At 61.4% G+C, this 14,453-nt stretch carries 8 protein-coding genes; 6 read left to right on the top strand and 2 right to left on the bottom strand.

Features of this window, described 5'->3' with window-relative positions:
- Window positions 1-59: 59 nt before the first annotated feature.
- Window positions 60-6,470: a non-ribosomal peptide synthetase gene (locus tag C6Y56_RS11265; RefSeq protein WP_169429922.1), complete on the bottom strand. Its 6,411-nt coding sequence runs from the start codon at window positions 6,468-6,470 to the stop codon at window positions 60-62.
- A 490-nt stretch (window positions 6,471-6,960) separates the two neighbouring features.
- Here C6Y56_RS11265 and C6Y56_RS11260 point away from each other — a divergent pair, with 490 nt between their 5' ends.
- The 5 genes from C6Y56_RS11260 (at window position 6,961) to C6Y56_RS11240 (ending at window position 10,970) form a co-directional block, all read left to right on the top strand.
- Window positions 6,961-7,755, top strand: coding sequence for a helix-turn-helix transcriptional regulator (locus C6Y56_RS11260; protein ID WP_169429921.1), 795 nt, complete (start codon window positions 6,961-6,963; stop codon window positions 7,753-7,755).
- A 60-nt stretch (window positions 7,756-7,815) separates the two neighbouring features.
- Window positions 7,816-9,231: an efflux transporter outer membrane subunit gene (locus C6Y56_RS11255; RefSeq protein WP_169429920.1), complete on the top strand. Its 1,416-nt coding sequence runs from the start codon at window positions 7,816-7,818 to the stop codon at window positions 9,229-9,231.
- A 150-nt stretch (window positions 9,232-9,381) separates the two neighbouring features.
- Window positions 9,382-9,702 (top strand): hypothetical protein, encoded by a 321-nt coding sequence (locus tag C6Y56_RS11250; protein ID WP_169429919.1) that lies wholly within the window; start codon window positions 9,382-9,384, stop codon window positions 9,700-9,702.
- 183 nt (window positions 9,703-9,885) lie between these two features.
- Window positions 9,886-10,491: an SCO family protein gene (locus tag C6Y56_RS11245; protein ID WP_169429918.1), complete on the top strand. Its 606-nt coding sequence runs from the start codon at window positions 9,886-9,888 to the stop codon at window positions 10,489-10,491.
- Window positions 10,491-10,970, top strand: coding sequence for a copper chaperone PCu(A)C (locus C6Y56_RS11240; RefSeq protein WP_169429917.1), 480 nt, complete (start codon window positions 10,491-10,493; stop codon window positions 10,968-10,970). The genes C6Y56_RS11245 and C6Y56_RS11240 overlap by 1 nt, the downstream gene beginning before the upstream one ends.
- Before the next feature lie 115 nt (window positions 10,971-11,085).
- On the opposite strand, the gene C6Y56_RS11235 is transcribed toward C6Y56_RS11240, so the two are convergent.
- Window positions 11,086-11,637 carry a hypothetical protein gene (locus C6Y56_RS11235; RefSeq protein ID WP_169429916.1) on the bottom strand — a complete coding sequence of 184 codons (552 nt, stop codon included), beginning with the start codon at window positions 11,635-11,637 and terminating at the stop codon, window positions 11,086-11,088.
- 590 nt (window positions 11,638-12,227) lie between these two features.
- Between C6Y56_RS11235 and C6Y56_RS11230 the strand changes: the two genes are divergently transcribed.
- Window positions 12,228-14,438 (top strand): LTA synthase family protein, encoded by a 2,211-nt coding sequence (locus C6Y56_RS11230; RefSeq protein ID WP_169429915.1) that lies wholly within the window; start codon window positions 12,228-12,230, stop codon window positions 14,436-14,438.
- Window positions 14,439-14,453 lie beyond the last annotated feature (15 nt).

The raw sequence follows: 14,453 nt of genomic DNA, 5'->3' as shown, positions 1-14,453 counted from the left end.
CGTGACCGACCAGTCATGGCGTCGATCCGCGGGAACCGCGAATCGACGCCGATGTCGGCTCAGAGCCGGCGTTTGCGGTTGAGCGTCGGTATGGTGGTTTGCGGAATTTCAACCTGTTTGGCCTGCGCCGAAGTCTGGGCCGCCAGCGCGGCCAGGGTCGGCTGACTGAACAGCGTGCGGGCATCAACGTGCAGCCCGGCCTGACGCATGCGCGCCACCAGACTGACCGCTAGCAACGAATGCCCGCCGAGTTCAAAGAAGTGGTCGTTGCGCCCGACCTGCTCCAGTTGCAGCACCTCGGCCCAGATCCGCGCCAGCCGGATTTCGACTTCGCCCTCGGGCGCCTCGTAGCGACGACTGAGCACCGCCTCCGCCCCCGGTGCCGGCAAGGCCTTGCGGTCGACCTTGTCGTTCGGGGTCAGGGGCAATGCGTCGAGCTTCACGTAAGCGCCCGGCGCCATGTACTCCGGCAAACGCTCCAGCACGTGGGCGCGCAAGGTTTCGATGGGTGGCGCGTCGAAGCCTTCGCGTACGGTGAAATACGCCACCAGTCGTTCGTCGCGCACCAGCACCACCGCTTCACGCACCGCCGGATGCTCGATCAGTCGCGCCTCGATTTCCCCCGGCTCCAGACGCAGGCCGCGCAGCTTGATCTGGAAGTCGTTGCGGCCGAGGAATTCGAGGTTGCCGTCCGCCCGGTAGCGCACCAGATCGCCGGTGCGGTACAGGCGATCACCGGCCACAAACGGGCTGTCGATGAAGCGCTCGGCCTGCATGTCCGGCAAGCCCAGATACCCCCGCGCGACCCCGACCCCGCCGATGTGCAAGTGACCGCTGACACCGAAGGGCACCGGTTGATCGTGGACATCCAGCACATAGAGCCGAGTGTTGCTCAGCGCCTTGCCGATCGGCACCACGGCTTCCGGCACCGGTTGATCCGGTTCCAGCGACCAGCCGGTGCTGTCGACCGTAGTTTCGGTCGGGCCGTAGACGTTATGCAGACGCACCCATGGCAGGCGCTCGCGGACGCGCCGGGCCAGTGCGGCACTCAGCTCACCACCACCATTGAGCACGTCGGTCAGGCTGGTGCACTGACTGACATCGTCCTGCTCGATGAACTGTTGCAGCAGCGCCGGCACGAACTTGACCACGGTGATCTGCCGTTCGCGAATCACCTGGGTCACATAGGCCGAATCGCGGTTGCCGTCGGGACGCGCCAGCACCAGCCGCAGGCCGGAACACAGCGGCCAGAAAATCTCCCACACCGAACTGTCGAAGCTGAACGGCGCCTTCTGCAACAGCGCGCCGTGCTCGGTCGGCGGGCTGATCTGCGAGCCCCAGTGCACCATGTTGCAGGCGCTTCGATGCTCGATCATCACGCCCTTCGGCGTGCCGGTGGAGCCCGAGGTATAGATCATGTAGGCCAGATTCGCAGCGCCCAAACCCGGTACTTGCAGATTGTCGGCGGACGCGTGCTGCCAGGTGCAATGGTCGAAATCAATGACCGGCACACCCGGATCGCCCAACAGATTGCGGGTGGCGTCATGGACCAGCACCGCCACCGGGGCGCTGTCCTGCAGCATGTAATGCAGGCGCTCCAGCGGATAGTCGGGATCCAGCGGCACATACGCGCCGCCCGCCTTGAGAATGCCGAGCAGGCCGATTATCAGATCCAGGCTGCGCTCAACACAGATCGCCACCCGGGAATCCGGTTGCACACCTTGTTCACGCAAATGATGGGCCAGACGATTGGCCCGTTCGTTCAACTGGCGATACGTCAGCTGTTGTTCACCGGCCTGCAAGGCGATGGCGTCAGGTCGACGTTGCACCTGCTGCTCGAACAAGGTCTGAAGCGGCTGATCGATCGGGCAATCGACTTCACTGGCATTGAACTCGACCAGCAGTTGTTCAAGCTCCGCCGCCGGCAGGATCGGCAAGCGATTCAGCAACTGTTGCGGGGTTTGCTCAAGGGCATCAACCAGCGCCTGCAACGCGGTTTGTACGTAGTCGCCGATGCGCTGGGCGCCGATGCTCAGCAGGGTTCGCGTGGTGATCTGCAAGGCGCTGCCCAGATCATCGACGCTCAGGGTCATCGGGTAGTTGGTGCGCTCTTCGTTCTCCAGGGTCTGGATCCCTTGCCAGGCTGGGTCCGACGCCGATTCCTGCACCTCAAGGTCGGTATGTCGATAGTTGAGCAACGCACTGAACAGCGGTGCCGGCGACGCAACGCCGCTGCAACGCTGGGCCAGCGCCAGTGACGCATGTTCGTGCCCGAGCAGGTCGGTCAGTCGGGCGTGGGTCAGCAGCACGGCATCGCGCACACCCCGGTCGATGTCCACCCGCAGTGGCAAGGTGTTGATGAACACCCCGAGCGCCCGATCCGCACCCTCGCCGCCTTGCATCCGGCCCATAAAAACGCTGCCGAACACCACATGTTCCTGCCCCGACGTCGCCGCCAGCACCTGCGCCCAGGCCAGGTGAATCAGGCTGGCCACGCTGACGCCAGCCTGTCGCGCCTGAAGGCGCACGCGCCGGTCCAGTTCAGGTGCAAGCGTGCGCACGGCTTCGTCGATGCCGCGACCGTCACCCTGCACATCCTGCAAACCGAACGGCAGGGTCGGCTCGTCGATGTCGGCGAGCATTTCGCGGAAGAACGCTTCATGCTCCTGCTCGCTGACACCGAGTCGGGTCTGGGCCACGTAATTGCGATACGGCACCGCTGGCGGCAGCGGTTCATCGAGCCCCAGCAGGTTGGCACGCATTTCATGGCGCAAGACTTCCAGGGCGATGTGATCCAGCGCCAGATGATGGAACAACAGAATCGCCACGATCCGCCCGAGGGCTGGGTCGCGGGCATACATCAGCCGGATCAGCGGCGCCTGACTGACGTCGATGCGATAACGCCGGGCATCGAAGCGCGCGTGCAGTTGCGCGAGGACATCGCCCCCGGCCGGATCGAGGGTGATTTCCTGCACCGGCAGTTCGGCTTCGCGCCAGACCACCTGCACCGGGGTGGTCAAGCCCTCCCAGACCACCGCAGTGCGCAGGATGTCGTGTCGCGCCATGACCTGACGCAGCGCGGCCGCATAGGCCTCGACCCGCTCGACGCTGTCGAACGCCAGTTGCGATTGCAGCAGGTACGGATCGCCCTGCGCGGCGGTGATGTGGTGATAAAGGATGCCTTCCTGCAACGGTGCCAGCGGATAGATGTCCTGCACGTTGGCCGCCCCGCCCGGCACGGTGGCGATGATCCGGTCGAGGGTGGCTTGATCCAGCTCGACCAACGGCAACAGGTCCGTGGTGATCTGCGTGCAACCCGGCGGAATACGATTGGCCGGCACTTCGACTTCGCGACCACTGCCCACCGACGCGGCCAGCGCCGCCAGGGTCGGCTGGCCGAACAGCACGCGCACATCGCTGCTCATGCCGAGCTGACGCATGCGCTCGATCAGGTTGACCGCCAGCAACGAATGCCCGCCCAGTTCGAAGAAGTGATCGTGACGCCCTACTCGCTCGACTTGCAGCACCTCGGCCCAGATCTGCGCCAGGAGGATTTCGACGTCACCTTGCGGAGCTTCGTACTCGCGGCGGATCAACGCCTCCGGCCCCGGCGCCGGCAGCGCCTGGCGATCCAGTTTGCCGTTGGCCGTCAGCGGCAACACCTCCAGGCGCACGTAAGCCGAAGGCAGCATTGCGCTCGGCAGACGGGTTTGTAGATGGGCATGCAGCTGCATTATGTCCAGCGTTTGATGTTCGGTGAACCAGGCCAGCAACTGCCCGTCGCGCACCTGCACCACGGCATCGCGCACCGACTCATGGCTGTTCAACGCCGCTTCGATCTCGCCGGGTTCGATGCGCACGCCACGGATTTTCACCTGATCGTCGTTGCGGCCCAGATACTCGATGTTGCCGTCCGGGCGCCAGCGTGCGAGGTCGCCGGTGCGGTACATCCGCGCGTTGGGCTGGTTGCTGAATGGATCGTCGAGAAAGCGTTCGACGGTCAGCTCCGGCCGGTTGAAGTAACCCCGCGCTACGCCGGCACCACCGACGTACAACTCACCGGGAACGCCAATCGGCACCGGACGCTGTCGATCATCCAGCAGATAGGCCGTGGCATTGCTCACGGGTTTGCCGATATGCAGCGTCCGCCCCGGTTCGACTCGGCCCGAGGTGGCGACCACTGTGGCTTCGGTCGGGCCATAGTTGTTGATCACCGCGAACGTCTGCTCGCGATTGAACTGACGCAGACGATCGCCGCCGATCAACAGTGTGCGCAGGGTCGGGTGTTCGAGGTGGCGACTGAAGGCGTACTCGGCAATCGGGGTCGGCAGGAAACTCACGTCCAGCGGTTGCGCACGCCACCAGTCGAGCAGCGCGTCAATGTCTTCGCTGCCGTCGCGGGACGGCGCCAGGTGCAGGGTCGCGCCGACACACAGCGCGGGCCAGACCTCCCAGGCCATGGCGTCGAAGCCGAAGCCGGCCAGGCTCGAGGTGTGGCGACCCGCGCCCAGGTCGAAAGCCGTGCAATGCCAGTCCACCAGATTCGACAGGGTCCGATGTTCGACCATCACGCCTTTGGGCTGGCCGGTGGAGCCGGAGGTGTAGATCACGTAAGCCAGATGCGCGGTGGTCAGGCCCGAGACCTCGGGGTTGAGATCGTTGACCGGCCAAGTGCGCGAGTCGATGTCGATCACCGGCACATTCAGCACCGGCAGACGTTCATGCAGATGGCTCTGGGTCAGGACCACGACCGGCGCGCTGTCGCTCAACAAATAGCTCAGCCGTTGCGCAGGATGCGCCGGATCGACCGGCACGTAACCGGCGCCGGACTTGAGGATCGCCAGCAACGCGACCAACGTGTCCAGCCCTCGGCGGGCGACCAGCGCCACGCGGTCATCGGGCTGCACACCGAGGCCGGTCAAGTGATGGGCCAGGGCGTTGGCCTGTCGGTTCAGCTCGGCATAGGTCAGCCGTTGTCCCTGGAATTCTGCTGCCACCGCATCTGGGCGCGCCGCCGCTTGTGCTTCGATGCGCTGATGGATGGTCAGCTCGTTGGGGTAATCCGCGCGCGTGTCATTCCACTTTTGCAGCAGCGTCGATTCGGCTGGCAGGTTCAGACTGAAATCGCCCACCGCCAGCGAGGTGTCTTCAAGCCCCTGCTCCAGCACCCACAGCAATCGCTCGCACAGCGCCGCGATTTCGTCCGCGTCAAAGTAGGCCTCGTTGTACACCATGTACAAACTGTCCTCGTCATCGCCACGGCTGCTCAACAGGTGCACGGACAGCGGCGTGCCCTCTTCGTGGTTTGACACTTTGACCACCCGTCCCCGGGCCTCTGCGTACCGGTATTCATGGGCGTCCCGCTCGTAGGAGACGGTCACTTCGAACAGCTGTGAACGATCCTCGCGCAGCAGACCCAGCGCGCGGTTCATCTCACTCAGGGGAAAACGCTGATGGCGGAAATCCTGTTTCAACTCATCACGAACGGCCTTGACCAGTGCACTGAACGCCAGCTCGCGCCCGAACCCCATGCGCACGGCGCTGACCTGAGTGAACAGCCCCAGAGTCGACTTGAAACGGGCTCCGGAACGATTGAGCAATGGCAAGCCCACCACCCATTCATCACGCTGGCCAATGCGGCTGAAATACACATGCATCGCCGCCAGCAGGAAGTGCAACGCCGAAGCCCCGTACTCGAGGGCCACCTGTTTCATGCGTTCGTGAAGGCGTGCCGGAAAGACCTGCGAGAAAATCCGCGTCGGTGCCGGCGCGTCGGCAAAGCGTTCCTGATAGCGCGGCAACAACAGCGGTTCGGGAAGATGCCGGTATTTGTCCAGCCAGTACGCACGGTCACGCGCATAGCGGGCGGACTCGTAATACCGTGCGTCGTCATGAATGAAGTCGACATAGGACGGCGCCGAATCCGGCGGCAGTCGCCCGAGCGCCAAGGCGTTGTAGATCTCGCCGAGGGACTTGAGCATTTCGCCAAAGCCCCAGCCATCGACAATCAGGTGGTGGGCCTGGAGCGAAAACCAATGGCAGCGATCTTCGAGACGGATGAGGCAGAAACGGAACAACGGCCCGCCGTCCAGCGTGAACGGCTGTTCGATGCGCGCCTGAGTCAACTGGCGCGCCGCAACCTCGGGCTCGGGATGGGCACTGAAGTCATGGAACGGCATCGGCACCGGCATCGATGGCGCAAAACGCTGCAACGGCAGACCGTGCTCACCGGCCCCCAACAGCAGACTGGTGCGCAGGGCGTCGTGCCGGGCCACGAGGCCTTCAAGAGACGCTTGCATCAACGCAGGATCAAGGGCACCGGTCAGTTCGACGTAACCACCGATGTTGTACACCGGCGAATTCCCCTGACGCACTTGATCGAGCCAGATATCACGCTGGGCAGCCGTCAGCGGGAAGGTTTCGGAAATCGCGGACAGACCGTCCGCCGCATCGGCAGCAAATTGGTTCATAAGATCCGTCTCATGTGATTTGGCGCGTATTCAAGCATCGGCCCCGAAACCCGCATGACACGTGAAACCCGGACAACTCCCCCCTCCTGATGCTGCCCTGCGGGCTGACTGGGCCCGACCCGCCGGCCATCCCTCCAAAAAATCGGAACGAAATGGCTGAAAATCCTGTAGGACAATCGCCATCAACTTGCGCTGACTACGACTTTGCAATCGTGGGACTTGACGCTCTGAAGCCGTTTTCGGGGTTCTCACTGGAACGTACAGATACGTCCTACATGCCTGTAACCTTCCGACTGACAGAAACGTGGCGCCATTAATCCGGAGTTAGTGGCACTTTGTGTCCCCGTTTTCCCCTACAGACGTAGGACAAATGTATAGGCTTAAATCCGGCTGCAGATCGATTTCAAGGAGAAATGATGGATTGGCGGCTTCACAGGTGTATGCACGGCAGATGATTGGGCAATGGCTTTAAATCAGGGATGACAAGGATATGAATCTGACCGGCAGTCTTCGCAACATGGAAAACCCGCATTTCTACTGGCAACTGGGCGAGTTGATCGCCAGTACGGGGAATGAACGATTCGCCTCCAACATGTTTCAGTTGGTCGACACCCTGGTGCCGGTCAACCGGGTGGATCTCAGCGAATGGACACTCGACGAGCGCCAGGCCAGCGTTGTCGAGATCAAGGCCCTGGGCAGCGCCGGTTTGCCGGATACCTTCCCTCCCCCGGACCCGCTGCAATGTCAGGACGATCATCCGCTGTTACAGAAGATGATCGAGATGAATGACTCGCTGCTGATTCAACTCAAAGCCTCGCTGCAGCAACGACACCCGCACCACAGCGTCCACCAGTGCAACCTGGTGTCACGCACCTCTAACCGTCGCTGTGTCATCTCGTTCTGTCGCCCTCACACGCACCGGGTGTTTTCCCTGCCGGAGCTGTCGTTTCTCAAAAGCCTGTCCGACACCCTGCTGCCGTTGATCGAGCGTCACGCGCAGATCCGTCGGCAAATCCTCGCCCGACAACCGCGCCCACTCCAGGCCGATCAGGAGCAGACACCGTTGCAACAGGTGTTCGACGAGCGCCTGGCGTTGGGCGACATCACCTTGTCAGTGCGTGAGAAGGAAGTCTGCCTGGGCCTGCTGACCGGCGGCACCGTGCCGCAGATGGCCGAACGTTTGAGCGTCAAGAACAGCTCGATCGAGACTTACCTCAAACGCGCCGCGGCCAAACTCGGGGTCAGTGGGCGTCACGGTCTGGCGAAATGGATGGCCGGGGCCTGATCCGGCGTTTTCTCATTACGGGCGTTCGCGCCCACTCCTGTTTGTGAACGAGGCTGTTTGATGTCCAGGTTGCCGATCTCCATGCTGTCCATGGCGTTGCTGATGGGCGGCTGCTCGCTGATTCCCGATGACCAGCGTCCGGCGTCACCCAGCGCGGCGCAGTACCCAAAAGGCCCCGCTTATCCTGCGTCAACCCAGACCGTGACCGCTGTCGAGGACTGGCGTGGGCTGTTCAATGACCCTGCGTTGCAGCAATTGATTGAAAGCGCACTGGTCAACAACCGTGACCTGCGCGTTGCGGCACTGAACGTCGAAGCATTCCAGGCGCAATACCGCATTCAACGCGCCGATCTGCTGCCGGCGGTTTCAGCCAATGCCAATGAGCTGCGCCAACGGGTGCCGGCCAGCGTGACCAGGACCAAAGGGGCAATCACCTCGACCTACTCCGTAAACCTCGGCATCAGTGCCTACGAGCTGGACTTCTTCGGCCGGGTTCGCAGTCTCGGCGAACAGGCGCTGTTGACCTGGCTGTCCACCGAAGAGGCCCGGCGCAGTGCGCAACTGAGCCTGGTGACCAACGTCGCCAACGCCTACCTGACCTGGCGCGCTGACCAGGAATTACTGGCCCTGGCCCAGGAAACCCTGGCCGCCGACGAGAAAAGCCTGCACCTGACCACCCGCAACCGGGAGGCCGGCAAATCATCGGCGCTGGATCAGATCCAGGCGCAGACCAGCGTCGACAGCACTCGTGCCAGCCTCGCCCGCTATCAACGCCAGGTCGCCCAAGACTTGAACAGCCTGACACTGCTGGTAGGTGCGCCGGTTCCCGAAACGCTCCCGGCGCTTGCGCTGGACAGTGATCTGGTGGCGCAAGTACCGGCCGGGTTGCCGTCGGATCTACTGCAGCGCCGGCCGGACATTCTCCAGGCCGAATACAAGCTGAAAGCTGCCAACGCCAATATCGGCGCAGCCCGGGCGGCGTTTTTCCCCAGTGTCAGCCTGACTGCCAATGCCGGCACATCGAGTCGGGACCTGTCGGGACTGTTCAAGGGCGGCTCCGGTGCCTGGACATTCCAGCCGCAGATCAACCTGCCGATCTTCAACGCCGGCAGCCTGCGCGCCAGCCTCGATTACGCGAAGTTGCAGAAGGAGATCACCGTCGCCGAATACGAAAAGACCATTCAGACAGCATTCCAGGAAGTCTCCGACGGCCTCGCCGCTCGGGAGACCTATCAGCAACAGCTTCAGGCCCAGCGCGATCTGGTACAGGCCACCCAGGACTACTACAACCTGGCGCAGCACCGCTATCAGACCGGGGTCGACAGCAACCTGACCTTCCTCGATGCCCAACGATCGCTGTTCAGCTCCCGGCAGGGCCTGATCACTGACCGGTTGGCGCAACTGGTCGCACAGGTGAACCTTTACACCGCGCTGGGCGGAGGCTGGAGTGCTGATGAGGCATCAAATCTTCAGTAACTTTATATATACGATGTCAATAAATGGCGTTGCCCACTATTCCATATCGGTCTGAATAACTGTCAGAAGTGACAGTAGAAGATAAACAGAGTGGACTCATATGCTCCCTTTACTCGGAAGTTGCCGAGATCAACGAAGGGAGCACATTCCATGGCGGATAAATTCACTCAGTTCTTGCCCTATGACATCGAGGGTTTCGACCCCGCGACCAAGACCCTTTCCCTGGCAAAGGTCAGCCCCCCCGGTGCGAGGATTCAAACCCTGGCTGGCGCAAACATAGAACAACTTATCTTTACCGGAACCAACACCTCAGTAGATCTGCACATGACGAATTTCCTGGGTACTCCGACGATGGAATGCACACTTCCCCTGTGGTTTCTGATGAACAACCTGGGCGCTGTCGTCAATTGCCTGTTCCGGTCATCGCCCAGTGGGGTTGTTATCGCTGACGATATGAAAATCATCCCTTGATACAACTAGAGAGATGCCCCCCCCTCACCCTGCGTCATGTTTTCTTACACCTTTTGTCGGCAGATCTGACATCCATCGGTGATCAAAAACCGACCTGCCGGTTCATTTTGGTATCATGCGCCGCTTTTACGGTTAACCCCCCGCCTGTCTTGTCGACCGGCGGGCTGCAAAGGGCGGTATTAGATGACGGCTTTGTTGACTCGCCGCAAGGTGCTTGCGGGAATGGGTGTGCTCGGTCTGGGCCTGCTCGCCGGCTGCGACACCCGCGGCCAACTGTCGTACAAGTACGGCAAGGATCTGAGTGACAAGATCCTGGGACGCACCTTCAAGCTCAAGGACACCGAAGGCAACACCGTGACGCTGTCGAGCTTTCGCGGCCTGATGCCGATGATCTTCTTCGGTTTCACCCAGTGCCCGGCCGTCTGCCCGACGACGCTGGCCCGCGCGGCAAAAATCAAGAAGCTGATGGGCAAGGACGGCGACATCTTGCAAGTGGTGTTCATCACCCTCGACCCGGAACGCGACACGCCGCAAATCCTCGACACCTACGTCAAGACCTTCGACCCAAGCTTCGTCGCCCTGTACGGGACCCTTGAGGAAACCAAGGCAACCGCCAAGGAATTCGACGTCTTCTACGAAAAAGTCCCTGCCGGCGACACCTACACCCTGTCGCACACGGCCACCAGTTATGTCTACGACACCCGCGGCAACCTGCGCGTGGGTCTGTCCCAATCGCTTTCTGCACAAGAGTGTACGGAAGACTTGCTTACCGTCATGGAGGTCTGCTGATGAACCCTTTTCTGAACAACATCAAACGTGCCGCACTGGGCCTGTCCCTGCTGGGCCTGGCTTTCCAGGTTTCGGCGCAGACCACGGTCGATGATGCCTGGGTCCGTGCAACCGTTCCAAGCCAGTCGGCCAGCGGAGCGTTCATGACCGTTACGGCCGACAGCGACAGCAAGCTGCTCAACGTTGCGTCGCCGGTGGCCAAAGACGTGCAGATTCACGAAATGACCATGAAGAACGACGTGATGAGCATGGGCCCGGTCAACTCGGTCGACTTGCCGGCCGGCAAGGCTGTGAAGTTCGATCCGAATGGCTACCACGTGATGCTGATGGGCCTGAAAGGTCAACTGAAGGAAGGCGACAACGTGCCGCTGACTCTGACCGTGGAAAACGCCAAGGGCGAGAAACAAGCCATCGAAGTCCAGGCGCCGGTGCGCTCGCTGACCAACATGGAAGGCCACGATCACAGCAAGATGCATTGATCTGACTGAGCGGTAAAAAAGGGGCGGCCCGATCGATGATCAGGCCGCCCCTTTTTTTGAGCATGTGCTCGCACCCGTAGCTTCAACGCCAACCGGTCTTGCCGCTCAACAGCGGTTATTCGATATTTCGAGCCAGCGCATCAAGAACGACGTCTCGCTGGTATTGCTGAGTGATCATCCTCTCGACATGCCTTGCAAACCCTGCACTCCAGCGTTTCTTTCGTACGACTTTGCCTATACGCAGGAACACATAAAGTGCTGGCGCCGCCAACAGCCCCCAGCCATCGATATACCAGCCCGCCACGAAACCGAGTAACACTGAACTCCAGAGTTCCAGATTGAAACGCTTGGTTTCGACCAGAGCCTTGTAGAGTTCTTCTGGTCCACCGAGCAAGTGACCAAAGTCGTTGCGCGCGTTGTACAGAAATACATTGGTTGAGGCGCCCGTCACTTTGTTCTGGCCACAGAGGATGTAGACCTCATCATCCGGATGCACTTGAAAGGTCAACGATGAAACGTCGACCGGATATTCATCACCATTATCCGCGCGGACCCAGATGATCCCTTCGACCCGTCCGCGGGGCTCACTGAGCCGGTCAGCGCGTACGACCACCCCTTCCCAACTCCAGAATTCGATCTGGACGCTGCCGTAAATGTAATCTTTCATGCCTGTCCCTTGGTGAATCGATATTCCGGATAATCCAGGCGCTGCAAGCGCCCGGCCGTAGAGCTCCGAGGTCGCCTCCCCCTGACTGACTGGCAGGTTGTGGAACAGATCCCGCAACAGATCAGCCTGTGCAGTCCGGCCCCATTATCGATCCTGACGCACGCCCGTCGGCGTCGAAGTTCGCTCACGGCGCACGATTATTCCTCTGAAGTCATCGAACTCGACGAGGCGCTTTCCCCAGGTGAACGCTTGCATGCCTGCTCCTTGAGAGTTCCACGCTGGACGACGTGCAAAGGGAAAAGCCGTCGGTTTCGAATGCTACTGAGTGGCTATTTCCCTGTCCAGAAACGCAGCCGGCGTGGGCCTGGGGTTGCAGACCTTAAACAGCCTGAAACAATAAATTTGCCGTCGCGCCCCCCCCCGTCCATTCGCCGCTATCGGGCTGACACGAACGCCGTTCAGGGTTTCAAGCCCAATTTGTCGCATACCGGAGCAGATCAGCCATGTGTTTAAAAGGGCGATCAGACAGCCCACCCTTGGTATCATCGCGCACACTTTTATGACGGTTTGATGGCTGGAAGGTCTTTTTTGTGAGCGCTCTTTTTCAACGGTTTCGGCACCCCGACGCCCGTCTTCTCTCTTTGATTTTTCTGGTACTGATCGTGCCGGTGTGCCTGCGTGCGGCACTCGGCTGGTCGAGCCTGTTCGGCTATCTGTCGGACCTGGCCATCGGCAGCCTGCTGGTGGTTCTGTTGCATCGCCGGCCGTGGTGGCTGGCCCTGCCGGTGCTGGTGTTCTGGGGACTGCTGGCGCTGGCGACGGCGGAACTGGTCAGCGCAGTCGGACGCTTGCCCAACCCTCAGGATCTGCATTACCTGATCGACCCGCAATTCGTGGAAAACTCCACCGGCGGCGGTTTCGCCCATCCGGCGGTGGCCGGCGCGCTGTTGCTGGGTTTGATACTGTGGCTGAGCGCACAATGGGCGAACCGTCGAGCACCGGCTCCGGCCCTTCCCCGCGCTGTGTGGGCGGCACCGGTGTTGCTGTTCGCCGCCCATTGGGGCGCACAGAACCTTTCGCCGAGCGACGCCGACCCATGGCGTCTGTACAACCTGCCCCACCAATTGCTCGCCACGCAAGTGGCCGACGCGCAGATGCAGGCCGAGGAATGGCTGGAAGGTGGCAGCGAAGCTCCGGCGCCATCGATGGCCGGGCTCACCGACCTCGACTTGAATGGCCACTCCTTGCTGGCGGCAAAAGGTCAGGCGCGCAACGTGCTGATCGTTGCGGTCGAAGGCATTCCCGGTGCTTATATCCGCGCCAATCGCGAAGCCATCGGCAGCCATTATCAGGAAGACCTGATGCCCAGGCTCAGCCGCTGGGCCGAGCGCGGCATGAACACGCCCGACTACGTGCTGCACACGCACCAGACCATTCGCGGCCTGTACGCCATGCTCTGCGGCGATTACGACAAGTTGAACAACGGCACGCCCAAAGGCGTGGAAATGCTGACCCAGAACGAACGCAATCAGGCCTGCCTGCCGGCCCAGTTGCGCCAGCACGGCTTCAGCACCCACTACCTGCAAGGCGCCGGCCTGCGCTTCATGGCCAAAGACAAGATCATGCCGCACATCGGCTTCGATGTGACGCATGGCCTTGAGTGGTTCACCAACGCCAACTACCTGGAATTCCCTTGGGGCAAGGACGACAAGGCCTTCTTCGAAGGCGCGCTGAGTTACGTCGGCCAACTGAACAAACAGAAAAAACCGTGGATGTTGACACTGCTGACCGTCGGCACCCATCAGCCCTACTCCGCGCCGGATGAATACCTGCAACGCTACGACACACCGAAACAGGCCGCCGTCGGTTACCTGGACGATGCCCTGGACCAGTTCCTCAGCGGCCTCGAACATCAGGGCGTGCTGAAAGACACGCTGGTGGTGATCACGTCGGACGAATCCCATGGCATCGATGGCGTGCGACTGGCGTCGTCCTGGGGTTTCAACCTGACGCTTGCGCCGGAACAGGCCCGGTTGCCGCACCTGAACGCCGGGGTCTACGGGCATGTCGACTTGAGTGCATCGATCCTCGACTACTTTGACCTGCCGGTACCTGCTGCACTCAGCGGCCGCTCGCTGTTTCGCGACTACGACACCGGTCGCGAAATCATGTCGTTCACCAACGGCAAACTGCGCTACCACGACGGCCACGGCGTCCTCACCGAATGCGACATGCCGCGACGTTGCCGCGCTTATGCCAGCGAAGGCTTCATCGCCGAAAGCGCCACATTCAAGGGCAATGCCAGCGGCCAGAATGCGCGGCAGATTGCAGCCCGCGCCGATGCGCTGGACCTGTCGCTGTTGCGCACCCCGCTCAATCAGCGCTATCAGTTCGGCAGCGACAACGTCATCCCGCTGCAAGCGCAGATCAAGGATGACTGGGCCGACAACCTGATCGGCGCGCAGTACCTGGAAATGCCCAAGGGCTCACACACCCGCGTGCGCCTGACCGTGCGGTCGATGGATCCGCAACAGACGGCGTACATCCAGCTCAAGGCCAAGGAATTCGAGCAGGACGTGCAACTGGGCCTGCCATCGGAAATGGTCGCCACGGCGGATCAGCCATTGGAGATGGATTTCAGCTTCGACAACCCGCAACCGCGCAAAGCCTTCTCGTTCCATTTGCTGGGCTACGGACTGGGTGCGGTGGAGGTCACGGATTTCAGCGTGATCACCGAATTGCCGGGGCAACAGGATCTGCTGGAAGAAATCCCCGAGGACGACACCGCTCAATCGAGCTGATGTCGGCGCCAGCGT

The sequence above is a fragment of the Pseudomonas fluorescens genome, assembly GCF_012974785.1.
Taxonomy (GTDB): domain Bacteria; phylum Pseudomonadota; class Gammaproteobacteria; order Pseudomonadales; family Pseudomonadaceae; genus Aquipseudomonas; species Aquipseudomonas fluorescens_BT.
The sequence above is the reverse complement of the archived record's forward strand: the minus strand, read 5'-3'. Positions and strand labels throughout refer to the sequence as shown.